A 24,345-nucleotide genomic window follows, 5' to 3' on the forward strand; every position below is an offset into this window, starting at 1 on the left:
CGCGCCTTTGCCCACCCTACAGGAGTGCGCTGCTTCCACGGCACGCACTCACTTCTGCGGCAGGTTCACCCGCACATGCAGCTCGCGCAGCTGTTTTGTCGTGGCTTCCGACGGCGCGCCCATCAGCAAATCCATGGCCTGCTGATTCATCGGGAATAGCGAGATCTCGCGCAGATTGGTGGTGCCGCAGAGCAGCATCACGATGCGGTCGACGCCCGCCGCCATGCCGCCATGCGGCGGGGCGCCGTACTGGAAGGCGCGGTACATGCCGCCGAAGCGGTCGACCACTTCCTGCTCGCCGTAGCCGGCGATCTCGAACGCCTTCACCATCGCTTCCGGCACGTGGTTGCGGATGCCGCCCGAGGCGATCTCGTAGCCGTTGCAGGTGATGTCGTACTGGAACGCCTTGATGGTCAGCGGGTCCTGGCCCTTCAGTGCGTCGAGGCCGCCCTGCGGCATCGAGAACGGGTTGTGCGAGAAGTCGACCTTCTTGTCGTCCTCGTTGTACTCGTACATCGGGAAATCGACGATCCAGGCGAGCTCGAACCGCTCCTTGTCGGTGAGGTTCAATTCCTCGCCGACCTTGTTGCGGGCCAAACCTGAAAACTTCCAGAACTTGTCGGGATCGCCGGCAACGAAGAAGGCGGCATCGCCTTCCTTGGTGCCGATCTGCGCGCGGATCGCGGCGGTGCGCTCCGGCCCGATGTTGTTCGCAAGGGGACCAGCGCCCTCGCCGCCCTCGCGCCACATGATGTAGCCGAGGCCGGGCTGGCCCTCGCCCTGCGCCCACGAGTTCATGCGATCGCAGAATGCGCGGCTGCCGCCGCCCGGCGCCGGGATCGCCCAGACCTGGTTCTTGGGATCCTCTAGCATGCGCGCAAAGACCTTGAAGCCGGAGCCGCGGAAATGCTCGGAGACGTCCTGCATCTCGATGGGGTTGCGCAGATCAGGCTTGTCGCTGCCGTACTTCCGCAGCGCCTCGGCGAACGGAATGCGGCGCCAGTTCTTGCTCACCGGCTTGCCCTTGGCGAACTCTTCAAAGACGCCCGTGATCACCGGCTCCATGGCCGCGAAGACGTCTTCCTGCGTCACAAAGCTCATCTCGACGTCGAGCTGATAGAACTCGCCGGGCAGGCGGTCGGCGCGCGGGTCCTCGTCACGGAAACAGGGCGCGATCTGGAAGTAGCGGTCGAAGCCCGACATCATCAGCAGCTGCTTGTACTGCTGCGGCGCCTGCGGCAGCGCGTAGAACTTGCCGGGATGGATGCGCGACGGCACCAGGAAGTCGCGCGCGCCTTCCGGCGAGGACGCGGTCAGGATCGGCGTGTTGAACTCGAAGAAGCCCTGCCCCTCCATGCGCCGGCGCATCGACTTGATGATCTCGACGCGGGTCATGATGTTCTGGTGCAGCTTTTCGCGGCGCAGATCGAGGAAGCGGTACTTCAGGCGGATGTCCTCAGGGTATTCCTGGTCGCCGAACACCGGCAGCGGCAGGTCGCCGGCCGGGCCGAGCACCTCGATCTCGCTGACATAGATCTCGATCTTGCCGGTCGGCAGATCGTCGTTGTCGGTGCCTTCGGGGCGGCGGCGGACCTTGCCGTCCATCTTGACCACGAATTCCGAGCGCAGCTTTTCGGCCAGCGAAAACGCCGGCGAGTCCGGATCGACCACGCACTGGGTCAGGCCGTAATGGTCGCGCAAATCGATGAACAGCACGCCGCCATGGTCGCGCACGCGATGGACCCAGCCCGAGAGGCGGATGGTCTCGCCGATGTTGCTCTCGCGGAGCGCGCCGCATGTATGTGACCGATAGCGATGCATGGTCGTCCCAAAATGATGTCTGAGGATCGAATCGGACGGCCGGTAACGGCCGGTCCGAAGTTGCGCAGGGTTTACCCGACGAGGCCGGGGGCGGCAACCAAGGGAACGGCCTGTTTTGGGCTCGGACTGGCCATTTTTGGCCGATCGGGCCTCAAGCCTTTGCCATCGGGCGTTCCCCGCCTATCTTTACCTCCATGACCGTCCATTTCCCGTTCCAGAACTCCTATTCGGCCCTGCCCGACAGCTTCTTTGCCCGGGTGGCGCCCACCCCAGTTGCCGCGCCCCGGCTGATCAAGCTGAACCGGCCGCTGGCGGTCCAGCTCGGGCTCGACCCTGATTTGCTGGAGACCCCTGAAGGAGCCGAGATCCTGGCCGGCAAGACGGTTCCCGCGGGGGCCGATCCCATCGCCATGGCCTATGCCGGCCATCAGTTCGGCAATTTCGTGCCCCAGCTCGGCGACGGCCGCGCCATCCTGCTCGGCGAAGTCATCGACCAGGACGGTGCCCGCCGCGACATCCAGCTCAAGGGAAGCGGGCCCACCCCGTTCTCCCGCCGCGGCGACGGCCGCGCCGCGCTCGGCCCGGTGCTGCGCGAATACATTGTCAGCGAAGCGATGTTTGCATTGGGCATCCCGACCACGCGCTCGCTCGCCGCGGTCGTCACCGGCGAGCACGTCATGCGCGAGACCGTGCTGCCCGGCGCGGTGCTGACGCGCGTCGCTTCCAGCCACATCCGTGTCGGCACCTTCCAGTTCTTCGCCGTGCGCCGCGACACCGAGGCGATCCGCCGGCTCGCCGACCATGTCATCGCGCGCCATTATCCCGAACTGATCGACGCCGAGCGGCCGTACCACGCCCTGCTTGCGGGCGTCGTCGCGCGCCAGGCAAACCTCATCGCCCGCTGGCTGCTGGTCGGCTTCATCCACGGCGTGATGAACACCGACAACAGCTCCATATCCGGCGAGACCATCGACTACGGCCCCTGCGCCTTCATGGATGCCTACAACCCTTCGCAGGTGTTCTCGTCGATCGACGAGATGGGCCGTTACGCCTATGCCAACCAGCCGCGCATCGCGCTGTGGAATCTGACCCGGCTCGCCGAATGCCTTCTGCCGCTGTTCGACGAGGAGCAGGAGAAGGCCATCGCAGAGGCCCAGGACATTCTCGGCGCCTTCTCCGAGACGTTCAGCGTCGCCTATCAGGCCGGCCTGCGCAAGAAGGTCGGCCTGTTCACGGAGCGCGACGGCGACGACGCGCTGATCCAGGACCTGCTCGATGCCATGGCGAAGAACCAGGCCGACTTCACCCTCACCTTCCGCAAGCTGGCCGATGCCGCAGGTGATCCGGATGCGGACGACGCGCGCGCCCAGTTCATGGATCCCGGCGCCTTCGATGAGTGGGCCAAGCGCTGGCGCGAGCGCACGGCACTCGAGCCGCAGAGCGCGGCCGAGCGGCAAGCCGCGATGCACGCCGTCAACCCGCTCTTCATCCCGCGCAACCACCGCGTCGAGGCCGTGATCCAGGCCGCGCTCGCCGACGACTTCACGCCGTTCGAGGAATTCGTGAAGGTGCTGCAAAAGCCGTTCGAGGACCAGCCGGACTACGCCGCCTATGCCGATCCGCCGCTCCCGGACCAGCGGGTGTTGCAGACGTTCTGCGGGACGTGAGGCCTGGTCCGAAGACACCGACACTCTCTACGGACACGCCTCACTTCTGCCGCTACGTTGGTTCGCCCTGAGAACGCGATGGATCATGATGATGAACGAGTTTCTCGGCCGTTGCCTCGCCGCCAAGTTCGAGAACCTTCTTCGATAGCTCCTCAGCAACCTTCGCCGCACTATCGCCGCCGCCGCCCCAACGAACCGCAGAGCCCGCGGCCATTCCGCCTGCGGCCCCAACGAGTTGGCCTGCAATTGAGAAAACGCGCTTACGGCGCGATGTCCGCTTGATTGCCTCTGTCAACTCGATTGGAAATTCAACTTTCGTTAGAGACGCTAACACCCTCCGCTTTGGACTCAATGCAAACCAGAGCGCCACGAAGCCGATGCCAACTGTGCCGCAGAAGGCCAGCACGAAGATCCAAATTTCACGGATGGCAAAAAAGGGGAGGAGAACGAACGTGGGGATCCAAAACAGCAAAAGCCAGGAGACGACGCGTCTCTCATACCCCTCCAATCCAATCATCGTCTCCCAATCAATGATGTGACCGTATGACGGGTTCACAGGAGAGATCACCCAAAGCCGGTCGTCGCCGTCGTCACGGCAGACCGGTTTGAGTTCATCCGGGCACGGCAGAATTGGAGATTTCCGTTCTGCCATCGCGCGACAATAGGCTTGGTAAGAGCTGTTGATCCAGTCGGCAGTACCCTGCGTTGCCTCAATGCGAATTGTCTGAGAGTTCATATTTCCTCCCGAATATCCGTGATTGAAATCAGATTTCGTAAGGCGGGGATTATACAACTAAGCGGCGAACAACGAAAATCCCACTGAACCGCCGGCCTGCTGTAGCAAGACACCACTGCAGCGGGGTTCAGAATCCGGGGCCGAAAAACCACCATTGTAGCCGCCAAGGCCGATGGTTTCGCTTCGCTCCCTCATCCGACCGACCGCCGCTGTGGACACGGGAACTGCTGTCATCAAACTGAAACACTCGCGCTCTAACGGCCTGTCAGCGCCGTCTTGCCGGGGGCGCCCATCCTCCAACGATCCTGACAAGCGCCCATGCCCTTCAAGTTCATCCACATCACCGACACGCATCTCGCGAACCCCGGGCTGAAGCTCTATGGCCTCGATCCGCGCGCCCGGCTGGATGCGGCGATCGCCGACATCAACAAGCATCAATCCGATGCCACCTTCGCGGTCGTGACCGGCGACCTCACCCATTGGGGCGAGGCTGAATCCTACGCCAATTTCGCCGAGGCGATGGCTGCGCTGAAAATCCCTTACATCGCCATGGTCGGCAATCACGACAAGCGCGTGGCCTGCCTCGACGGCCTGAAGGCCGCCCCGCGCGATCCCAACGGCTTCGTGCAGGGCACCCGCACCACCGAGCACGGCCTGTTCGTGTTCCTGGACACGCTGGACGAGACCAGCCACGCCGGCGAGATGTGCGCCAGGCGCCTCGGCTGGCTCGCGAGCACGCTGGCCGCAGCGCCGGCCGACACGCCGTTCGTCGTCTTCATGCACCATCCACCCTTCCCGGTCGGCGTGCACGCGATGGACGAGATCGCGTTGAAGCAGAGCGCCGAATTCGCTGAGGTCATCGCGCCCTATCGCTCGCGCATCCGCCATCTCTTCTTCGGCCACGTGCACCGGCCGATCTTCGGCAGCTACGGCAAGATCCCGTTCTCGACGCTGCGCGGCACCAACCACCAGGTCTGGTTCGAGCTTGACGCCACCGCAACCGATCATCTCGCCAGCCACGAGCCGCCAGCCTATGGCGTGGTGCTGATCGACGACCAGAACCTCGTCGTGCACAGCCACGACTTCCTCGACACCAGTCTGCGCTTCCCCTTCGAGCCACCGGCCGGAGTGGACGGCCGCAACTATGCGCTCAACTTCCCGGCGCGATGACATGAGCCTCGCTGAACCCGCGGCTCTCCCGGTCGCGACTTCGGCGGCACCGCGCCTGCACGTCCTGAAGCGGTTCGTGGGCCGCTTCAAAGCCTCGCTGCCTGCCTATCTGCTGCTGCTGCCCTCGCTGGTCTTCCTCGCGCTGTTCACCTATGGCGCGATGGGACGCGTCATCATCGACGCGCTGTATCAGCGCGCCACGCCCAAGGCGCCGGTCCGTTTCGTCGGCTTCGACAATATCGCCGCGGTGCTGGCCGACCCCGCCTTCACCGGAGCCGTCGTCAACAACCTGATCTATGCCGTCGGCACCGCGATCCCCAGCATCGGCCTTGCGCTGCTGTTCGCGCTGGCGCTGGCACGCACCAGCGCGGTGAGCAGCGCGCTCCGCGCGGCGCTATTCCTGCCGGTGCTGATCCCGATGGTCGCAGCATCAGCCCTGTTTCTGTTCATCTTCCTGCCCAATGTCGGCCTGCTCGACTATTACATCGGACGCCTGCTTCCGGTGCTGCCGAACTGGCTCGGCGATTCCGACATCGCGCTCTACGCGATCATGGTCATCACGATCTGGAAGAACGCCGGCTATTACATGCTGTTCTTCCTCGCCGGCCTCCAGTCCGTGCCGGAGGATGTCATGGAAGCCGCGCATCTCGATGGCGCAGGTCCGTATCAGCGGCTGCGCCACATCATCCTGCCCGAGCTCCAGCCCACCTTCCTGTTCGTCACCGTGATCGCCATCCTCAACGCGGTGACGCAGGTCGACCACGTCTTCGTCATGACCAAGGGCGGGCCGTCCAACGCGACCAATCTCGTGCTGTTCTACATTTACCAGCAGGCGGTCGAGCACTACGACATCGGCAAGGCGTCGGCGGCAACGCTGCTGACGCTGGCAGCACTGATGGGCCTCACCGCACTCTCCTTCCGCACCATGGCGAACCGGGAGGGCGGGCGATGACGCCAATCGACTGGCTGCTCAAGGACGCTCCGCTCGCGACCCGCCGCGAGATCACGCCAAAGCTCGGCTTTCTGCTGACCGTGCTGCTCGCGATCGTCTGGCTGATCCCGTTCCTGTGGATGGGTGTGGCGACGCTGCGCCCGGCCTCCGAGGGCATCAACCTCATGGCCGAGCTGATGCCGAGCCTGAAGCCGACGCTGGACAATGTCAGGGACGCCTGGGAGATCGGCGATTTCCCGCGCTACGCGCTGAACACCACGATCATCTGCACCGGCATCCTGCTGGTGCAGTTCTTCACGATCACGCTGGCGGGCTTTGCGTTCGCGCGGCTCGACTTCGCCGGCAAGTCGCTGATCTTCTACCTCTTCCTGATGCAGCTGATGCTGGTGCCGGTGCTGCTGATCGTGCCGAATTTGCGCATCATCGCGCAGTTCGGCCTCTACGATACGCTCGCCGGCGTGATGATGCCGTTCTTCGCCTCCGCCTTCGGCACCTTCCTGATGCGCCAGGCCTTCGAGGCCATCCCGACGGAGCTCGAAGACGCAGCCCTGATCGACGGCGCAGGCCTGTTCCAGCGCATCCGCCACATCTACGTGCCGCTGTCGATGCCGAGCTTTTCGGCGTTTGCGATCATCTCGGTCACCAGCCACTGGAACGACTTCCTGTGGCCGCTGATGGTGATCAATTCGCCGGACAAGCGACCGCTCACGGTCGGTCTCTCCGTGTTCACCGCGACCGCCGAAGGCACGCAGGCCTGGGGCACCATCGCCGCCGGCACGCTGATGGTGATCGCGCCGCTGCTCATCACGTTCCTGATCTTCCAGAAGCGCTTCATCAGTTCTTTCGTCACCTCTGGCATCAAATAGGAGATTTTCGATGCTGTTTTCCCGCAGGCTCATGCTTGGCCTCGCCATGGCAGGCTCACTGGCTGGCGCCCTCGCCGTCCCGGCGATGGCCGAAGGTCCGACCGAGATCGACCTGTTCTTCCCCGTCCCCGTCGACGGCAAGCTCGCCCGCGACATGAGCACCTTGATCAAGGAGTTCAACGAGGGTCACCCGGACATCAAGGCGACCGCCGTCTACACGGGCTCCTATGACGACACGCTGATCAAGACGCGCGCGTCGATCAAGGCCGGCAAGCCGCCCGCCGCAGTGATCATGTCGGCGAACTTCCTCCTGGACATGCAGATCGAGAACGAGCTCACCAATCTCGATCCCCTGATCGCCGCCGACGGCACTACCAAAGAACAGTTTTTGGGCCAGTTCTTCCCGGCGCTGCAGGGCAACGCGGTGATCAACCGCTCGGTCTACGGCGTGCCCTTCCACAATTCGACGCCGCTGCTCTACATCAACGCCGACAAGGCCAAGGAAGCCGGCCTTGATCCGAGCAAGCCGCCGCAGACCTGGGCCGAGCTCACCGACTGGGCCAAGAAGCTGACCAAGCGCGAGGGCGACAAGGTGACCCAATGGGGCATCGCGATCCCCTGCGCCTACGACTATTGCGGCTGGATGATGGAAACGCTCACCATGACCAATGGCGGGCGCTACTACAACGAGGAGTTCGGCGGCGAGGTCTACTACGACACGCCCTCGATGCTGGGCGCCCTGACCTGGTGGAACGACCTCGTCTATAAGCACAAGGTCCACGCCCCCGGCGCCACCCCTGGCCCGGCCGTCAGCACCTCCTTCATCTCCGGCAACGCCGCGATGATGATGCTCTCGACGGGCTCGCTCACTTACGTGCGCGACAATGCCAAGTTCAATTACAAGGTCGCGTTCATCCCGCGCAACGTCCGCAACGCCGTGCCGATCGGCGGCGCCTCGCTGATCGTTCCGGCCGGTCTCGAAGCCGACAAGCAGAAGGCCGCCTGGACGCTGATCAAGTGGATGACCTCGCCCGAAAAGAGCGCCTGGTGGAGTCGTGCCACCGGCTATTTCGCGCCCAACATGGCCGCCTACAAGACGCCTGACATGGTCGACTTCCTGAACAAGAACCCGGACGCCAAGACCGCCGTCGAGCAGCTCGAGGTCGCCAAGCCGTGGTTTGCGACCTACAAGACCGTGCCTGTCCGCAAGACCCTGGAGGACGAGGTGATGCTGGTCCTCAACGGCAAGAAGCAGCCGAAGGAAGCCCTCGTCGCCGCGCAGAAGGCCGCGGATGAGACGCTGAAGCCGTACAATGCGGAGACCTCGCTGAAGCTGCCGTAAGGGCCGGCTGCAACGGCAAACGGACAATCGGCGCTCCGTCATGCGGGGCGCCGAATTCGTTTGGGCGGTTTGCCCCCCGTTAACCCCCCGTCCACCATCCGGCCCGCCCCGCCGCCGGTAACCACGGGAATTAACAGACCCTCAACGCACCCCAGACAAGTTTAGCAATGTTTCCGAGGGGTTTTGCCGTGGATCTGTTGGTTTTCGAGTTCCTGGGACTGGCGCTGGTGGCCATGTGCGTGGTCGTGGTGGCGCTGCCCTGCGCCCGCAAATCCTCGAACCGGGTCCGTTACGAATAGGAATTTCGTCGGAAAGACGCGATTCCAGCCCGATGCAAGGCTCGAATTCGCTTAGAGCCCCTTGACATCACAGCGCTTTCGGCAGAACGGCTGATGTACTTGTCATGGGCCGTTCATGGATTTGATTACCACCACCGCTGACCTCGCGGCTGCCTGCAGCCGGATGGCCAAGCACCCCGTCATTACCGTCGATACCGAGTTCCTGCGCGAGACCACCTACTACCCGCTGCTATGCGTGGTGCAGATGGCCAGCCCCGAGGAAGCCATCGTCATCGACGCCCTGGCCGAGGGCATCGACCTCAAGCCGTTCTTCGAGCTGATGGGCAACGAGGGCGTGCTGAAGGTGTTCCACGCCGCCCGCCAGGACATCGAGATCATCTGGCACCAGGCCAACATCATTCCGCACCCGGTGTTCGACACCCAGGTCGCGGCCATGGTGCTCGGCTATGGCGACAGCATCGCCTATGACGCTCTGGTCGAGAAAGTCACCGGCCACCGCCCGGACAAGACCCATCGCTTCACCGACTGGTCGCGCCGGCCGCTGACCAAGGAGCAGATGCATTATGCGGTCTCCGACGTCACCCACTTACGCGACGTCTTCGCAGCCCTCGATGCCGACCTGAAGAAGCGCCGCCGCAGCGAATGGGTCTCCATCGAGATGGAGGTTCTGACCTCGCCGAAGACTTACGACTTCCACCCCGAGCGCGCCTGGGAGCGGCTGAAGACGCGGGTGCGCAAGCCGAAGGACCTCGCCGTCCTGATGGAAGTCGCGGCCTGGCGCGAGCAGGAAGCGCAGAGCCGCGACGTGCCGCGCGGCCGCGTGCTGCGCGACGAAGCCGTCAGCGACATCGCCACCCACGCGCCGAACACGCTGGAGAAGCTCGCCAACCTGCGCTCGGTGCCGAAGGGCTTTGAGAAGTCCAAATGGGGCGCGGACATCGTCGCCGCGGTGACGCGCGGACTGGCGCGCGATCCTGCCACGCTGCCGAAACTGGAGAAGCCGCGCAACAACAACAACGGCGCGGCCATCGTCGAGCTGCTGAAGGTGCTGCTGCGCATGACCGCGGAACGTCACGCCGTCGCCAGCAAGGTGATCGCCACCGTCGACGATCTCGAAGAGATCGCAGCCGACGACGAAGCCGACGTCCCCGCCTTGCGCGGCTGGCGCCGCGAGCTGTTCGGCGATGCCGCCTTGAAGCTCAAGCGCGGCGAGCTGGCGCTGGCGATCGAGAAAGGTCGCGTGATCGGGGTGCAGCGGGCGGAATAGTCAAATCGCTAACTGCTAACGCGAAAACAGTGTTGCACCGTCATCCTGAGGTGCGAGGCGTGGGACGCAACGCGTCCCACGGGGAGCCTCGAAGGAGGCACGGCCCCGCTGCGGCAGTCGGGCCGTCGCCCTTCGAGGCTCGCCGAAGGGGCGAGCACCTCAGGGTGACGGGTTAAACTGAGCACCCCGACGAAGCGCTTCCCCTACGCCAGCGTCAGCTTCGCCACTTCGCCCTTCATGTCGTTCAGCACGCCCGTGATCGCCGCCACCAGCTCGTCGATCTGTGCTTTGGTGACGATCAGCGGCGGGCAGACGGCGATCGCATCCAGCATGTTGCGCGAGATCACGCCGCGCTCCTGGAGCATGCGGCTGGCCATGCCGCCGACGGCGCCGGGCGTGCTGGCGGCCGTCTTGCGGCCCTTGTCGAGCACCAGTTCGAGCGCCGCGATCATGCCGACGCCGCGGACCTCGCCGACCAGCGGATGGCTTGTGAGCTCACGCAAGCGGCCCTGCATGTAGCCGCCGAGCTCGGCAGCATGGGCCACCAGGCCGCGCTCCTCGATGATCTTCAGGTTCTCCAGCGCGATGGCCGAGCCGACCGGATGGCCGCCGGCGGTGAAGCCGTGGCCGAGCACGCCGATCTTGTTGCTCTCGTCCGCGATCGGCTCGAACATGCGGTCGTTCATGATGATCGCCGACAGCGGGAAATAGCTCGAGGTGATCTGCTTGGAGACCACGATCGCGTCGGGCTTGATGCCATAGGTCTCGCAGCCGAACATCTTGCCGGTGCGGCCGAAGCCGCAAATGACCTCGTCGGCGACCAGCAGGATGTCGTACTTGTTCAGGACCGCCTGGATCTTCTCCCAATAGGTCGCCGGCGGCACGATCACGCCGCCCGCCCCCATCACCGGCTCGCCGAAGAAGGCCGCGATCGTATCAGGGCCTTCCTTCTGGATCAGCGCGTCGAGCTCCTCGGCCCGGCGCGTCGCGAACGCCTCTTCGCTCTCGCCGGGGGCGCCGTCCTTGTAGAAATGCGGCGAGCCCGTGTGCAGGATGTTGGGCAGCGGCAGGTCGAACGAGCGGTGATTGTTCGGCAGGCCCGTGAGGCTGGCCGAGGCGATGGTGACGCCGTGATAGGCGCGCATCCGGCTGATGATCTTCTTGCGCTGGGGCTGGCCGAGCGCGTTGGAGCGATAGGCAATCAGCTTCAGGACGGTGTCGTTCGCTTCCGAGCCGGAATTGGTGAAGAACACCTTGCTCATCGGCACAGGCGCGAGCGCGACCAGCTTCTCGGCGAGATCGATCGAAGGCCCGTGCGATTTGGCCGAGAAGGTGTGATAGAACGGCAGCGCCAGCATCTGCTTGTGTGCGGCGTCGACCAGCCGCTTCTCGTTGAAGCCGAGTCCGACGCTCCACAGTCCCGCCATCGCCTCGAAATAACGCTTGCCCGACGCGTCGAAGACGTAAGGGCCCTCGCCGCGCTCGATCACCAGGGGACCGGCCTGCTGGTGGGCTCGCGCGTTGGTGTAGGGATGGAGCTGGTAGGCCACATCGCGGGCTTCTTGCGAATTGGGCAGCATGGACATTGCGGGATTCCTTAAGTCGTCACGTCGCCGGCGCGGCCAACGTGATCACTTGGCTATTGCGCCGGGACAAAACTTGCAACGCCAATTCGTTGGCAGCAAGCGCTCAGCAGCGTTGCACAAAGCCGCACGCGAGCCAGCATGCAGATCTGTCGCTTGCGAAACCTGCGCGCTCTCAGGCGGCGTCGCCGTCATCCCCGTCGTCGGCGACGGCAGCGGCTTCCCTCACCTCGACCAGCGCCATCGACAGCAGATAGACCGTCGTGGGCAAGCCGACGCGGCGCGCCGTCTCCACGGCACGCGACAGATCGCTCGCCAGCTCCTTGAGCTCGTCCCCCCGTGACAATGTCCCACCCCATCCATCCGCCGACCACGGCCGCCTACACCGCGATGGCGCCGCTGGTTCTGATCAGTTCGGCGCTGGCGTGGATGGTAGCAAAATTTCCGACGACATTCACCACCGACTGTTTGTAGGCGGCGGCATCGCCTGCGCCCGGCTGGCGGCAGGCCACGGCGTCGGTGACGATCTGGTAGCGATGGCTGCGGTGAAACCCGTCGACGGCGGTGGCCAGGATGGTTTCGTCGAGCGAAAAGCCGATCAGCACGGAGCGCACATTGCGGATATTGGACATGTAGTCCACAAACCGCGCGGAACTGTAGGCCGACGGCAACGGGTGGTCGAACGTCATTTCACCCGGCCGCGGCTTTGCCGCGGCGATCCAATCGGTCAGCCTGGATGCCGGATTGAACCAGGCGGCCTGGGCGATGCGTTTCAGGTGCATCACCGGCCAGAGATTGCTGCGCCACAGCGTCAGCAACTCCAGGCAGCGCATGGTTGCGGCGTCGCCGTCGAGGATGAGGTGGCGACGGCCGGGGGTCAGATATTCGACCTGGAGATCCGCACAGATCAGGATCGGCGGATCGTCTTGGATGGATGCCAGCATGGTCTTGCGCGGAGCTGCACCGGTTTCAACGGTTGGCGAGTGCGACGTCCCGCAGCGGCGACGTCACCGCCCGCCCGGCGGAGGCATCGAGCACGCCCGGCCGGTCCCAATCGCCCTCGGGACGGATGATCACATAGGGATCGCTGTCCAGCGTGATGGCGTCAGGCCCCGGCTCGATCTCCAGCAGCATCTCCGTATAGGAGAAATCCGAGAAGGTGATCTTGCGATTGTGGCCGAGCGGCTTGGCGCCGAAATGGGCCCAGAAATCGACCAGCCGGTCCTGCGCCTGGCCGTAGATCTTGCGAAACCCCTTGCGCTTCACATAGTCGACGCTCGCCTGCACCAGCTTGAACGAGACGCGTGAGCGCCGGTATTGGTGCCGCACCGCGAGCCGCTCGACCTTGGCGAAGTCGCCGAAGAAGCGTACCCGCAGGCAGCCCGCCGGCTCGTTGCCGACATAGCCGATGAAATGCGCGGCCACCATGTCGTTGCCGTCGAACTCCTCCTCGAACGGGCAATCCTGCTCCGCAAGATAGACCGCCGAGCGGATCGCGGTGACCAGCATGAGATCGCTGAGATCACGCGCGAGGCGGATGGTGATGGCACGGGAGTCGGGCTTGGCGAGGGGAATCCTAGTGCCGTGCATCTGCAAAGCTCCTTGCTTGGATGAGCGCGCCCGGCATGCGCGGCGGCTGCCGGTGCCAGGGGCGCTCGTAACACCAGAGGTCGGGCTGGAAGCTCGGGACGGGCGCAAAGCCGGTCGCCTTCATGATCTCGCGTCCGGCCACGGTTGACGGCTGCGCATAGCAATCGGCGCCGCGAAACCTTAACTGCCGCAGATGAGCCGCAGCCTTGCCGAGACCAGCGACGCCGCGCCCCGTCGCCGCGATCGCCCAGATGTAGATGGCAGCAACGTTGTCCTGCGTGGAGGCAAGATAATGCATCTCGGGTGCAGTCAGGCAGATCTCGTCGAGCAGCAGCGCGTCGTGGCCGCGCTCGCTGAGGAAAAGGAAGGCCATGCCGCCAACGAGATGGCCGTTCCGGCTGAAGGAAAGGATACTCTGGGGATCGAACGTGAAGTATCTCTCCAGACCGGCCGCGCCGATCTGCACGCCCGGCACCAGCCGCCGCGCCATTTCGGCGAGAGCGGCGATTTCGGAAAATTGCGCGCAGCGGACATCGACGTCCGGACTGAGCGGCAGCGCGTCGAAATCATGCCTTGCGGCAAACGAGCCCCTTTCCATACCCAGACAGCCCCTCTATCGTTTGCGGCTTTCGTACCCCGCTATGAGGATGAGCTTAGCGGCTGGGGATCAGCAGTATGCAGCAGTTATTGCACCGGGGTGCTGCGATGATGCAGCACCGTGAAGAAGCCCTGGACGCGTCCTGGGACGATTTGAAACTGTTTTTAGCCTGCGCAAAATATAAAAGTTTCCGCAACGCCGCCGAAGAGCTCTGCCTCACCTCCACGACATTGATGCGCCGGATCGACCGGCTCGAGGAGAGCATCGGCTGCAAGCTGTTCCTGCGCGACCAGAGCGGACTCACGCTCAGCGATGAAGGCACCGCGATGATCGCCGACGTTGCGCACATGGAGCGTCATGCCTTCAACGTCTTCCGCCGCGCCTCGCGCGCGTCGAACGACACGTCGGGCACCGTGCGCGTCGCGGTGACCGAAGGCCCCGGCAATTTCTGGATCCTGCCGCGGCTGATCGACTTCCAGAAGACCTACCGCAAGATCACCGTCGATCTGCGCTGCGCGATGGAGCAGGCCGACGTCGCGCGCCTGGAGTCGGACATCGCGATTCAGCTCGAGCCGCCGACCAATCCCGATTTGATCGTGGCCAAGCTCGGTCGCCTGCACATCTATCCCTTCGTCTCCAAGGAGTACGAAAACCTGTACGGGCTGCCGGCAACGCTCGCCGACCTGACGAACCACCGCATCGTCAAGCAGAGCGCGCCGCAGGTCGACGACGGCGCCTATGCCCGCGTGCTCGGGCTGAAATCGCTCGAGGGCATCGTCGGCATCAAGACCAACTCCTCGGTCGGCGTACTCTACGCGGTCGAGCGCGGCGCCGGCATCGGCTTCCTGCCGACCGTGTCGATCGCGCTCGGTGCGCCGCTCGTTCCCGTCGATCTCGGCGTCAGCCATCACGCCGATCTCTGGCTCACCTATCACAGCGAGTTTCGCAACTCCGAGCGCCACAAGATCGTGGTCGACTGGCTGAAGAAGATCTTCGACCCCAAGACCTACCCCTGCTTCCGCGACGAGTTCATTCATCCCAACGCGCTGATTCCGATGATGACGGCCGCGCGCGAAGGCTTTGGATTGACAGGCTATGTCGCGGCGACGCCGACGTGAGCGCGCCTCACCACCTGTATTCGAAGCCGACCGTGCCCTGGTGCGAGGTCAGCTCGTTGCGAAACTTGCCGTCGTAATTGACGTAGAGCCGCGCGGTGTTGGTCAGGCTGAGCGAGGCCGAGGCGCCCGCATCCATGCCGTAACGGCTCTCGCCAATGCCGGGGACGACGATGCTCTGGGTCCCGAGGCTGACCTGCACCGATCCAAGGTTCTGGTAAAAATTGTCGACGAACTTGCCGTAGGCCGACAGGTCCAGAATCTTCTGGTCGAAGATGAAATAGCGCCCGATCTCGGCCCCGATCATGACGCGCGCGCGCGACAGCGCGGTCGAGCCGACATTGAGCGGGTCGAAGCCGCCCGTTTCCTGGAAGGCCACGCTGGTGGCACGGACATATTCGAGCGCGCCCTTGGGCACGACGCGCATCTGGTCCCTGGTCCAGTAATAGCTGATCTCGGTCAGCGCGCCGTCGACCGCGGCGCGATAGCCGGCGGTCGCGAAGCCGAGGCCAGTGTCCCGGCTGGAATGGACTTTGCCGAAACCGTGCACCACCGCGAAGGCCCAGGTCCACGGGCCCTTGTCGACCGAACCGTTGAAGCCGATCTGCGTCAGGTCGAGCGTCGCCGACTGGAGCGCCAGCGGCACGTCGATGTCGGTGTGGCTCTGGTCGACGGAGAAGCCGAGATTGACGCCCGGCGCGAGGCGCGCGCCGATGCCGGCGACACCGCCAAATGTCTTGCGCTTGTCGCCGACGAAGTCGCCCTGCGCATCAGTGCGGACCGAGATGCCGTAGCCTTCGAACCAGGTGCGGTAGCGCGGATCTTCCGTGGCCGCCGATGCCCCGCCGCCGCCTGGATTGGTGCGGAACGCGCGGTTGACGCCGCCGGAGGCCTGGTCGCCGAGCCGCTCCAGGAAATTGGAGCCGAGGTTGAGCGCGCTGTTGCCCGCCGACCGGTCGTAATTGACGGCAGTGGGTGTCGGGACCGGGGTCGGCGACGGCGTGGGCGTCGGAGACGCAGCCGGCGTCGGGGTTTGCGCGCGAACAGGCGTTGCCGCCGACATCGTCACGACGAGCGCAAGCGCCAACACGACCGCTGTCGCGACCCGGCGAACCCGGTTCAGCCCGATCGTCTGCCGTGTCCCAGAGGGCTGCGACGCGCAGCGCATGACGACTAATCCCGAAGCAAATGGCGGCGCGCAAAAATGCAACAGGAGCGGCGCACGCCTGCCGCGATTTGTGCCGAACTGTTACTGGGGGTCAACCGGCTGGCAGGTCCAGACGAGGGCATTGCTCCCGATTGTGGTTCCGCGGCCACAGGTCCGAAATTGCAGACGAGCACGCCCGGCCCGGTCTTGAAATTCGCGCTCTGCTTGCTAACGGGCGATTTTCATGTTGCAATATCGGACACAATCGGAATTGGCCGCTCGGCTGTGCGTTTCGCGACGATGAGACTCGAACAGACTTCCGGAAGCCCGTTTGTGGCGTGGCACGCGAAAAAGCGGCCGCGTCTTTTTCGTATCTAGTGGAGGAGACGACCGATGCCGCAAAAGGGCACCGTCAAATGGTTCAACCCGACCAAGGGCTATGGGTTCATCAAGCCGAACGGCAGCGATAAGGACGTGTTCGTCCACATCTCCGCCGTCGAGCGCGCCGGACTCTCGACCCTCAATGAAAACCAAGTGGTTGAATACGACCTCGTTGAGAATCGCGGCAAATCGTCCGCGGAGAACCTCAAGGTCTCCTGATTTCTCTCAAGGCTTTCGCGCGAGAGATCATGACGTTGCCCCCGGCTCTGCCGGGGGATTTCGTATGCGACGACGCAAACGCAACGATGCTTCAGCGCACCTGCGGCGAAACCAGAAAATTCTCCGACGGCCCGCTTCCCGCCGTCTTGCAGACGTCGCCCACGATGCTGACCTTGCCAGTCGCCAGCAGCCGCAGCGCTTCGGGATAGATCCGGTGCTCGACTTCGAGGATGCGCTCCGACAGCGTATCCCCCGTGTCGTGATCGCTGACGGGAACAGCACCTTGCATCACGATCGGGCCGGCATCGGTCTCGGGGATGACGAAATGCACCGTCGCGCCAGACAGTTTGACGCCGGCGCGCAAGGCCTGGCCGTGCGGGTCGAGGCCGGGGAACGAGGGCAGCAGCGAGGGATGGATGTTGAGCATCCTCCCGTACCAGGCCTTTGTGAACTCGGCGGTGAACAGGCGCATGAAGCCGCCGAGGCAGATCAGCTCGATGCCGTGTTGGTCGAGGGCGGCCTGCAGCACCTTCTCGAAGCCCGCGCGGTCCTTGCCGAACGGCTTGCTCTCGATCACCAGCGTGTTCACGCCGCCTGCCCTCGCCCCTTCGAGGCCCAGCGCATCGGCCTTGTTGGAGATGACGAGCGAAATCTCCGCCGGGAAATCCGCAGCCGCAGCGGCCTTGATCAGCGCGGCCATGTTGGAGCCGCGACCGGAGATCAGGATGGCAACACGGCGCTTCATCGCAGCGCCAGTCATCACAGTGCCATGTCGAGGTGACCGTTATAGACGACGCGATGCTCGCCCTCCGCCGGGATCACCGTGCCGAGCTGCGCCACGGTTTCGCCCGCGTCGGTGAAGACCTCGACCACCTGGTCGACCTTGTCGGGCTCGACGATCGCGATCATGCCGATGCCGCAGTTGAAGGTGCGCAGCATTTCGAGCTCCGCAATGCCGGCCTGGGCGGCCAGCCATTTGAACACCGGCAGCACCGGCAGGCGCGCGAGGTCAATGCCGACGCCAAGATGCGGCGGCAGCACGCGCGGAATGTTGTCGGTGAAGCCGCCGCCGGTGATGTGGGCAAGTCCCTTCACCGCGCCGGTCTCGCGGATCGCGCGCAGGCAGGATTTGACGTAGAGTTTCGTCGGCGTCAGCAGCGCGCCGCCGAGCGTCATGACCGGTGCGAACGGCGCCTGCGCCTCGAAGCCGAGGCCGGACTGTTCCACGATCTTGCGCACCAGCGAGAAGCCGTTGGAATGCACGCCGGACGAGGCAAGGCCGATCACCGCGTCGCCCGCGGCGATGTCCTTGCGCGGCAACAGCGTACCGCGCTCGGCAGCGCCGACGGCAAAGCCGCCGAGGTCGTAATCACCGTCCTTGTAGAGGCCGGGCATCTCCGCGGTCTCGCCGCCGATCAGGGCGCAGCCGGATTCCCGGCAGCCTTCCGCGACACCGGCGACGATCGAGGCGGTCGCCTCCGGATCGAGCTTGCCGCAGGCAAAATAGTCGAGGAAGAACAGCGGCTCGGCGCCCTGCACCACGAGGTCGTTGACGCTCATGGCGACGAGGTCGATGCCGATCCCGCCATGCAGGCCGGTCTCGATCGCGATCTTGACCTTGGTTCCAACGCCATCGGTGGCCGCGACCAGGACGGGGTCCTTGAAACCGGCCGCCTTGAGGTCGAACAGGCCCCCGAAGCCGCCGATCTCGGCGTCGGCGCCGGGGCGTGCGGTGGCGCGCACCATCGGCTTGATCAGGTCGACGAGGCGGTTGCCCGCGTCGATATCGACGCCTGAATCGGCGTAAGTGAGGCCGTTTTTGCGGTCGGTCATGCCCGATTTCCAGTGGGTTTGCGGCTGGTTACGTCGAATTCCGGGGACGCGCAATGGCTCGCATGGCGCTCGGCGCCATACTATGTAGATATCAACGGGTTCAGCCTCAAAAGGGCGGGATTCGAGGTCAGGCCGGGTGCCGGGAAGCGCCGCGTGAGTATTCCGAACATCATTACCCTGGGCCGCATCCTGCTGGTCCCGATCATCGTCTGGGCCATCGTGTCGAGCCAAATGGAGGTGGCATTCGCCGTCTTCCTGATTGCCGGCATCAGCGACGCCGTCGACGGCTTCCTGGCCAAGCGCTTCAACATGACGAGCGAGCTCGGCGCCCTGCTCGATCCGCTCGCCGACAAGGCGCTGCTGGTCTCGATCTACCTCGCGCTCGGCATCTGGGGCGACATCCCGCGCTGGATCGTGATCCTGGTGGTGTCGCGCGACATCATGATCGTCGCCGCCGTGATCGTATCCTGGCTGTTCGACAAGCCGGTCGAGATGAAGCCATCGAAAGTATCCAAGCTAAACACAGCCGCCCAGGTCGCCTACGCGGCCCTCGTGCTCGCCTCCCTTGCCTTCGGCTTCAAGCCGGCGCCCTATGACATCATCCTGATGGGCCTGGTCACGGTCTTCACGCTCTCCTCGGTCTCGCTCTACCTCGTGGAGTGGCTGCGGCACATGAGCACGATCGAGGCCAAGTAGCACGATCGAGGCCAAATGAGCCGGGATGCGGCCCCGCAAAGGGCCAACTCCCGCTCGATACGTCCAACCTCTTCAAACGGAGCCGGCCGCGCCGGCATGGAGCACAGCTAGCGTGGCAGGCCGCGTTCACCCCCGACAATTGGCGTTCTCGCTTCCGCATGCGGAAAGCCTTAGCCGGGACAATTTCCTCGAAGGCCCCGCCAATGCGGCTGGCCTTGCCTTGATCGACGGCTGGCCGGAATGGCCGAACCGGATCATGTGGCTTGCCGGCCCGGAAGGAAGCGGCAAGAGCCATCTCGCCGCGATCTGGGCCGAGGAGGCCGGTGCCCGCTCGACCACGGCCAATGCGTTGACCGCCGCAGGCGTTCCCGGCGCGCTCGCCACCGGCGCATTGGTGGTCGAAGATCTCAACGCCAGGGAGGTGGACGAACGTGCCCTCTTCCATTTGATGAACCTTGCCCGCGAGGATGGCGCCTACGTGCTGTTCACGGGACGCGAGCTGCCGGCTTCGCTTGAGATCGAGCTCCGCGACCTGCGCTCGCGCCTGCGCGCCGTACCGGTGGTCGCCCTGCTTCCGCCCGACGATCAGCTCTTCCGCGGCCTGATCGTGAAATTCTGCGCCGACCGCCAACTCACCGTGGACGAGAGCGTGGTCAGCTACCTCGCCACCCGTCTGGAGCGGTCTTCGGCCGCGGCCCGGCACGCCGTGGAACTGCTCGACAGCGAGGCCCTGCGGCTCGGCCGGCCCGTCACGAGGGCGCTGGCCGCCGAGCTGCTCCGGAACGCCTGAGCCTGTCCGCTGCCCCCGAGGCCGCTTGACGCGGCTGACGAGCGGAACATCAATGTCATCGAAACGTCATCGGACTAACACATGCTCCCGCCGGTTTTGCGCATAAGTCGCAAATGTGGGCGAACTGGATGGACCGACTTCTTATGGACTCTGCGCAAGCCGTTGAAACTAAAGAAAAAGCCCTGGAGCCCGAGGGCCTGCCGGCGATCGCGTCGAGCCCGGAGCGATTCATCAATCGCGAGCTGTCCTGGCTGCATTTCAATCGCCGCGTCCTGGAGGAATCGGTCAATCCCAGCCATCCCGTACTGGAGCGGGTGCGATTCCTGTCGATTTCGGCGAATAACCTCGACGAGTTCTTCATGGTCCGCGTCGCCGGCATCAAGGCCCAGATTCGCGAGGGCATTGCCGAACGCGCCCCCGACGGCCTGACGCCGTCCGAGCAGCTCGCACTGATCAACCGCACCGTCTCGCAGCTTGCTTCCGATCAGCAGGCGATCTGGGCCGACCTGCGCGGCACGCTGGCCGATGTCGGCATCGCGCTGGTCGATGGCAAGGAGGTCACCAAGGCGGAGCGGAACTGGATCGAGGACTACTTCCTCAGCAACGTGTTCCCGCTGCTGACGCCACTGGCGATCGACCCGGCGCACCCCTTCCCGTTCATCCCCAGCCTCGGCTTCACCATCGCGCTCCAGCTCACGCGCGCCGTCGATGGCAAGCAAATGAACGCATTGATCCGCATGCCCGGCAAGATCGACCGCTTCATCCGCCTGCCGGCCGAAGGCAAGGTGGTGCGCCTGATCTCGCTGGAACAGGCGACAGCCTTGTTCATCAACCGCCTGTTCCCCGGCTACAATCTGCACGGCCAGGGCGCGTTCCGCGTCCTCCGCGACTCCGAGCTCGAAATCGAAGAAGAGGCCGAGGATCTCGTCCGCCTGTTCGAGACCGCGCTGAAGCGCCGCCGCCGCGGCTCGGTGATCCGTCTCGAGATCGACGCCAAGATGCCGGAGCAGCTGCGCAACTTCGTGCAGCACGCGCTGTCGGCCGCCGACGACGAGGTGTTCCTGGTCGACGGCGTGCTCGCCATGAACGAGCTCTCGCAGCTCACCCGCCTCGACCGGCCCGACCTCGAATTCACCCCTTACGTGCCGCGCCATCCCGAGCGCGTGCGCGAGCATGGCGGCGACATCTTTGCCGCGATCCGGCAGAAGGACCTCGTCGTCCATCACCCCTACGAATCCTTCGACGTGGTGGTGCAGTTCCTCCAGCAGGCCACGCGCGACCCTGATGTCGTCGCGATCAAGCAGACGCTCTACCGCACCTCCAACAACTCGCCGATCGTGCGCGCGCTCGCGGAGGCCGCCGAAGCCGGTAAATCCGTCACCGCGCTGATCGAGCTGAAGGCGCGCTTCGACGAGGAAGCCAACATCCGCTGGGCGCGCGACCTCGAACGCGCCGGCGTGCAGGTCGTCTACGGCTTCCTCGAATTGAAGACGCACGCAAAGCTCTCGATGGTGGTGCGCCGCGAGGGCGGCAGCCTCACCACCTACGTCCACACCGGCACCGGCAACTACCATCCGGTCACCGCGCGCATCTACACCGACCTCTCCTACTTCACCTCCGATCCGACCATCGGCCGTGACGCCGCGCGCGTGTTCAACTTCATCACCGGCTATGCGGCGCCGAGCGATCTGGAAAAGATGGCGGTGTCGCCGCTGACCCTGCGCAAGCGCATCATCGAGCACATCCAGGGCGAGACCGCGCATGCGCGGCATGGCCGCCCCGGCGCGGTCTGGATGAAAATGAACGCGCTTGTCGACCCCGACATCATCGACGCGCTGTACGAGGCCTCACAGGCCGGCGTTCAGGTCGAGCTCGTGGTGCGCGGCATCTGCTGCCTCCGGCCCGGCATCCCCGGCCTGTCCGAGAACATCCGCGTCAAGTCGATCATCGGACGCTTCCTGGAACATGGCCGAATCTACTGCTTCGGCATGGGCCAGGGCCTGCCGGGCGCGAAGGCGGCTGTGTATATCTCCTCGGCCGACATGATGCCGCGCAACCTCGACCGCCGCGTCGAGGTGCTGTGTCCGCTGCAAAATCCAACGGTGCATCAGCAGGTTCTCGAACAGATCATGGTCGCGAACTTGAAGGACAATGAGCAGAGCTGGCAATTGTTGCCGGACGGGTCCTCAACGCGTATGAAGGCCGCGAAGGGCGAGGAGCCTTTCAACGTCCACAACTACTTCATGACAAATCCGAGTCTGTCTGGCCGTGGAAAGTCGCTCAAGGAATCCTCGCCGCGTCGTCTCACGCGCCGGAACGAACGCCATCAATCCTGATCCGGGATCGCTGACGTGACGCGGCCGCGCAAGCGCGGCTCGAGCGTCGCCGTCATCGATATCGGTTCCAACTCGGTCCGTCTCGTCGTCTACGAGGGGCTGACGCGGAGCCTGATTCCGATCTTCAACGAGAAGACGCTGTGCGGCCTCGGGCGCGAGGTGCAGAGCACGGGCCTGCTTGCGCCCGATGCCGTCGACAAGGCGCTGACCTCGCTCAAGCGCTTTCGCGCGTTGTGCCGGGTGATGCAGGTCGGGCGCGTGTTCGCGATCGCGACCGCTGCCTGCCGCGACGCCTCCAACGGTCCCGACTTCATCGCGAAGGCCGAGCGCATCTGCGCGGTGAAGATCGAGATCCTGTCGGGGCCGCGCGAGGCGCGGCTGTCGGCGCTTGGCGTCATTTCCGGCATCCATCATCCCGACGGCATCGTCGGCGATCTCGGCGGCGGCTCGCTCGAACTGATCGACGTGCGCAGGAACACCGTGCGCAGCGGCGTGACGCTGCCGCTCGGCGGCCTTGCGCTCCAGGACCTCGCCCACAAATCGCTCAAGCGTGCCGACCGCATCGTGCGCGAGGAGATCGACGAGGTGCAGCTGCTCGCCGCAGGCCGCGGCCGCACCTTCTACGCCGTCGGCGGCACCTGGCGCGCGCTTGCGCGCATCCACATCATCCAGAGCGGTTATCCGCTCCAGGTGATGCACGGCTATTCGATTTCGGCTGCCGAAGCGCTCGACTTCTCGCGCCGCCTCCGCCGGCTTGCCGCCAGCAACATGCTCGCCGACATCGAGATCGTCGCCGACGCACGCCGCCCGCTCCTCACCTATGCGGCGCTGGTGCTCGAGCACATCATCCGCGTGGCGAAGCCCAAGACCATCGTGTTCTCGACTTTCGGCGTGCGCGAGGGCCTGCTGCACGAGAAGCTGCCGGAGTCCGAGCGCAACAAGGACGGGCTGATCTGTGCCGCAGAAGAGCTGAACCAGTTGCTGTCACGCTCGGCCAAGCACGCCCGTGAGCTGATCGCCTGGACCGACCGCCTGGTGCGCGTGGTGAAGCTGCGCGAGACCGAGGAGGACCGCCGCCTGCGCCATGCGGCGTGCCTGCTCTCCGACATCGGCTGGCGTGTGCACCCGGACCATCGCGGCGAGCAGACGCTCAGCCTCGTCGTCAACGGCAATTTCGGCGCGATCACTCACACCGAGCGCGCCTTCGTCGGCCTGTCCGTGTTCTATCGCTATGCGGGCCTCAGCGAGGAGAACCAGCCTCCGGTCAACATGCAGGAGCTGCTGACCCCGGCCCAGCTCGAACGCGCCCGCCTGCTCGGCGCCGCGTTCCGCGTCGCGCACCTGATCTCGGCGGCGCGGCCCGGCGTGCTGCCCGCCACGCATTTCCGCAGCCAGGGCCGCAAGCTGATGCTGGTGTTCGAGCATCGCCTCGGCGATCTCGTTGCCGACCGGGTCGGAAGCCGCTTCAAGCAGCTCGCCCGCCTGGTCAGCCGCGCCGGCTCGATCGTCCGGCGCTAGAAAATCACTCTGCCGATGCCTTGGCGTGACGCTCGGAGGATTCGAGCGCGGCCTGGCTCAGGCTGCGCCGGCGCCAGATGGTGCCGACGACCAGCACGACGACGACGCCGAGCGCTGCGCAGAGATATTCGCCGCCAGCGCCGCCGTGACCGAACTGCGGCGGGATGCGGAACGTGCCGAGGATGCCGTCCAGCGAAGCGCCGAACGGGCCGTCAAACAGGGTGTGCAGCCTGGGAGCTATGCCAGGATCGGTCGCGATCACCTCGCCCGCGATCCAGCCGAGCAGCGCTGCACCCGCCCACACCAGGACCGGCAGCCTGGCGAGCAGCGCCATGATCAGGGCCGCACCGGCGACGATCAGGGGAACGCTGATGGCGAGGCCGAGGATCAGCAGCGGCACGCTGCCATTGGCAGGCGGC

23 protein-coding genes are annotated in these 24,345 nt (G+C 64.9%); 12 read left to right on the top strand and 11 right to left on the bottom strand.

From position 1 onward, the window contains the following. Window positions 1-48: 48 nt before the first annotated feature. Window positions 49-1,821 (bottom strand): aspartate--tRNA ligase, encoded by a 1,773-nt coding sequence (gene aspS, locus PMI42_RS01550; protein ID WP_008129938.1) that lies wholly within the window; start codon window positions 1,819-1,821, stop codon window positions 49-51. 194 nt (window positions 1,822-2,015) lie between these two features. Here aspS and PMI42_RS01555 point away from each other — a divergent pair, with 194 nt between their 5' ends. Next, window positions 2,016-3,488 carry a protein adenylyltransferase SelO gene (locus PMI42_RS01555; RefSeq protein ID WP_008129940.1) on the top strand — a complete coding sequence of 491 codons (1,473 nt, stop codon included), beginning with the start codon at window positions 2,016-2,018 and terminating at the stop codon, window positions 3,486-3,488. Window positions 3,489-3,540: 52 nt separating this feature from the next. Here the strand turns inward: PMI42_RS01555 and PMI42_RS01560 are convergent, their stop codons facing one another. Next, the gene (locus PMI42_RS01560) at window positions 3,541-4,224 is read right to left on the bottom strand and encodes a hypothetical protein (protein ID WP_008129941.1); all 684 of its coding nucleotides are present in this window, start codon (window positions 4,222-4,224) and stop codon (window positions 3,541-3,543) included. A gap of 318 nt (window positions 4,225-4,542) precedes the next feature. Here PMI42_RS01560 and PMI42_RS01565 point away from each other — a divergent pair, with 318 nt between their 5' ends. The 5 genes from PMI42_RS01565 (at window position 4,543) to rnd (ending at window position 10,120) form a co-directional block, all read left to right on the top strand. Further along, a complete protein-coding gene (locus tag PMI42_RS01565; protein WP_008129943.1) occupies window positions 4,543-5,394 on the top strand; it encodes a phosphodiesterase in 852 nt (283 codons plus the stop codon). A gap of 1 nt (window position 5,395) precedes the next feature. Beyond that, a complete protein-coding gene (locus tag PMI42_RS01570) occupies window positions 5,396-6,346 on the top strand; it encodes a carbohydrate ABC transporter permease (RefSeq protein WP_008129944.1) in 951 nt (316 codons plus the stop codon). Beyond that, the gene (locus tag PMI42_RS01575; RefSeq protein ID WP_008129945.1) at window positions 6,343-7,212 is read left to right on the top strand and encodes a carbohydrate ABC transporter permease; all 870 of its coding nucleotides are present in this window, start codon (window positions 6,343-6,345) and stop codon (window positions 7,210-7,212) included. Before PMI42_RS01570 ends, PMI42_RS01575 begins: the two co-directional genes overlap by 4 nt. A gap of 10 nt (window positions 7,213-7,222) precedes the next feature. Continuing rightward, the gene (locus PMI42_RS01580) at window positions 7,223-8,554 is read left to right on the top strand and encodes an ABC transporter substrate-binding protein (RefSeq protein ID WP_008129946.1); all 1,332 of its coding nucleotides are present in this window, start codon (window positions 7,223-7,225) and stop codon (window positions 8,552-8,554) included. Window positions 8,555-8,968: 414 nt separating this feature from the next. Beyond that, the gene (gene rnd / locus PMI42_RS01585; protein WP_008129948.1) at window positions 8,969-10,120 is read left to right on the top strand and encodes a ribonuclease D; all 1,152 of its coding nucleotides are present in this window, start codon (window positions 8,969-8,971) and stop codon (window positions 10,118-10,120) included. 203 nt (window positions 10,121-10,323) lie between these two features. On the opposite strand, the gene PMI42_RS01590 is transcribed toward rnd, so the two are convergent. The 5 genes from PMI42_RS01590 to PMI42_RS01605 all read right to left on the bottom strand — a co-directional run bounded on the left by PMI42_RS01590 (window position 10,324) and on the right by PMI42_RS01605 (window position 13,891). After that, a complete protein-coding gene (locus tag PMI42_RS01590; RefSeq protein WP_008129949.1) occupies window positions 10,324-11,706 on the bottom strand; it encodes an aspartate aminotransferase family protein in 1,383 nt (460 codons plus the stop codon). Between the two features lie 172 nt (window positions 11,707-11,878). Further along, window positions 11,879-12,049, bottom strand: coding sequence for a hypothetical protein (locus PMI42_RS39885; protein ID WP_008129951.1), 171 nt, complete (start codon window positions 12,047-12,049; stop codon window positions 11,879-11,881). A gap of 34 nt (window positions 12,050-12,083) precedes the next feature. After that, window positions 12,084-12,647: an isochorismatase family protein gene (locus PMI42_RS01595; RefSeq protein WP_008129954.1), complete on the bottom strand. Its 564-nt coding sequence runs from the start codon at window positions 12,645-12,647 to the stop codon at window positions 12,084-12,086. A 25-nt stretch (window positions 12,648-12,672) separates the two neighbouring features. Next, a complete protein-coding gene (locus tag PMI42_RS01600; RefSeq protein ID WP_008129956.1) occupies window positions 12,673-13,293 on the bottom strand; it encodes a GNAT family N-acetyltransferase in 621 nt (206 codons plus the stop codon). Continuing rightward, window positions 13,280-13,891 carry a hypothetical protein gene (locus PMI42_RS01605; RefSeq protein ID WP_008129957.1) on the bottom strand — a complete coding sequence of 204 codons (612 nt, stop codon included), beginning with the start codon at window positions 13,889-13,891 and terminating at the stop codon, window positions 13,280-13,282. Before PMI42_RS01605 ends, PMI42_RS01600 begins: the two co-directional genes overlap by 14 nt. A 77-nt stretch (window positions 13,892-13,968) precedes the next feature. Here PMI42_RS01605 and PMI42_RS01610 point away from each other — a divergent pair, with 77 nt between their 5' ends. Beyond that, on the top strand, window positions 13,969-15,009 hold the full coding sequence (locus PMI42_RS01610; protein WP_008129959.1) for a LysR family transcriptional regulator: 1,041 nt from the start codon (window positions 13,969-13,971) through the stop codon (window positions 15,007-15,009). A gap of 7 nt (window positions 15,010-15,016) precedes the next feature. On the opposite strand, the gene PMI42_RS01615 is transcribed toward PMI42_RS01610, so the two are convergent. Continuing rightward, window positions 15,017-16,174 (bottom strand): autotransporter outer membrane beta-barrel domain-containing protein, encoded by a 1,158-nt coding sequence (locus tag PMI42_RS01615; RefSeq protein ID WP_008129961.1) that lies wholly within the window; start codon window positions 16,172-16,174, stop codon window positions 15,017-15,019. Between the two features lie 372 nt (window positions 16,175-16,546). Here PMI42_RS01615 and PMI42_RS01620 point away from each other — a divergent pair, with 372 nt between their 5' ends. Next, entirely contained in the window at window positions 16,547-16,753 is a 207-nt protein-coding gene (locus PMI42_RS01620; RefSeq protein ID WP_008129967.1) for a cold-shock protein, read from the top strand. Window positions 16,754-16,844: 91 nt separating this feature from the next. Here PMI42_RS01620 and purN read toward each other — a convergent pair whose 3' ends face one another. Then, complete coding sequence (gene purN / locus PMI42_RS01625) at window positions 16,845-17,498, bottom strand: phosphoribosylglycinamide formyltransferase (protein ID WP_035964222.1); 654 nt, start codon at window positions 17,496-17,498, stop codon at window positions 16,845-16,847. 14 nt (window positions 17,499-17,512) lie between these two features. Then, the gene (gene purM / locus PMI42_RS01630; protein ID WP_008129971.1) at window positions 17,513-18,586 is read right to left on the bottom strand and encodes a phosphoribosylformylglycinamidine cyclo-ligase; all 1,074 of its coding nucleotides are present in this window, start codon (window positions 18,584-18,586) and stop codon (window positions 17,513-17,515) included. 153 nt (window positions 18,587-18,739) lie between these two features. On the opposite strand from purM, the gene PMI42_RS01635 reads away from it, so the two are divergent. From PMI42_RS01635 to ppx, 4 genes are all read left to right on the top strand, one after another. After that, window positions 18,740-19,282 (top strand): CDP-alcohol phosphatidyltransferase family protein, encoded by a 543-nt coding sequence (locus PMI42_RS01635; protein ID WP_008129973.1) that lies wholly within the window; start codon window positions 18,740-18,742, stop codon window positions 19,280-19,282. A gap of 112 nt (window positions 19,283-19,394) precedes the next feature. After that, the gene (locus PMI42_RS01640; protein WP_008129975.1) at window positions 19,395-20,072 is read left to right on the top strand and encodes a P-loop NTPase family protein; all 678 of its coding nucleotides are present in this window, start codon (window positions 19,395-19,397) and stop codon (window positions 20,070-20,072) included. A gap of 143 nt (window positions 20,073-20,215) precedes the next feature. After that, complete coding sequence (locus PMI42_RS01645; protein ID WP_008129976.1) at window positions 20,216-22,408, top strand: RNA degradosome polyphosphate kinase; 2,193 nt, start codon at window positions 20,216-20,218, stop codon at window positions 22,406-22,408. A gap of 15 nt (window positions 22,409-22,423) precedes the next feature. Next, window positions 22,424-23,926, top strand: a complete 1,503-nt coding sequence (ppx, locus tag PMI42_RS01650) for an exopolyphosphatase (protein WP_008129978.1) — start codon at window positions 22,424-22,426, stop codon at window positions 23,924-23,926. Between the two features lie 4 nt (window positions 23,927-23,930). Here ppx and PMI42_RS01655 read toward each other — a convergent pair. Then, window positions 23,931-24,345: TerC family protein (locus PMI42_RS01655; RefSeq protein ID WP_008129980.1), on the bottom strand; the 415-nt coding region annotated here is incomplete at its 5' end.

It is taken from the genome of Bradyrhizobium sp. YR681 (genome assembly GCF_000282615.1).
Classification (GTDB): domain Bacteria; phylum Pseudomonadota; class Alphaproteobacteria; order Rhizobiales; family Xanthobacteraceae; genus Bradyrhizobium.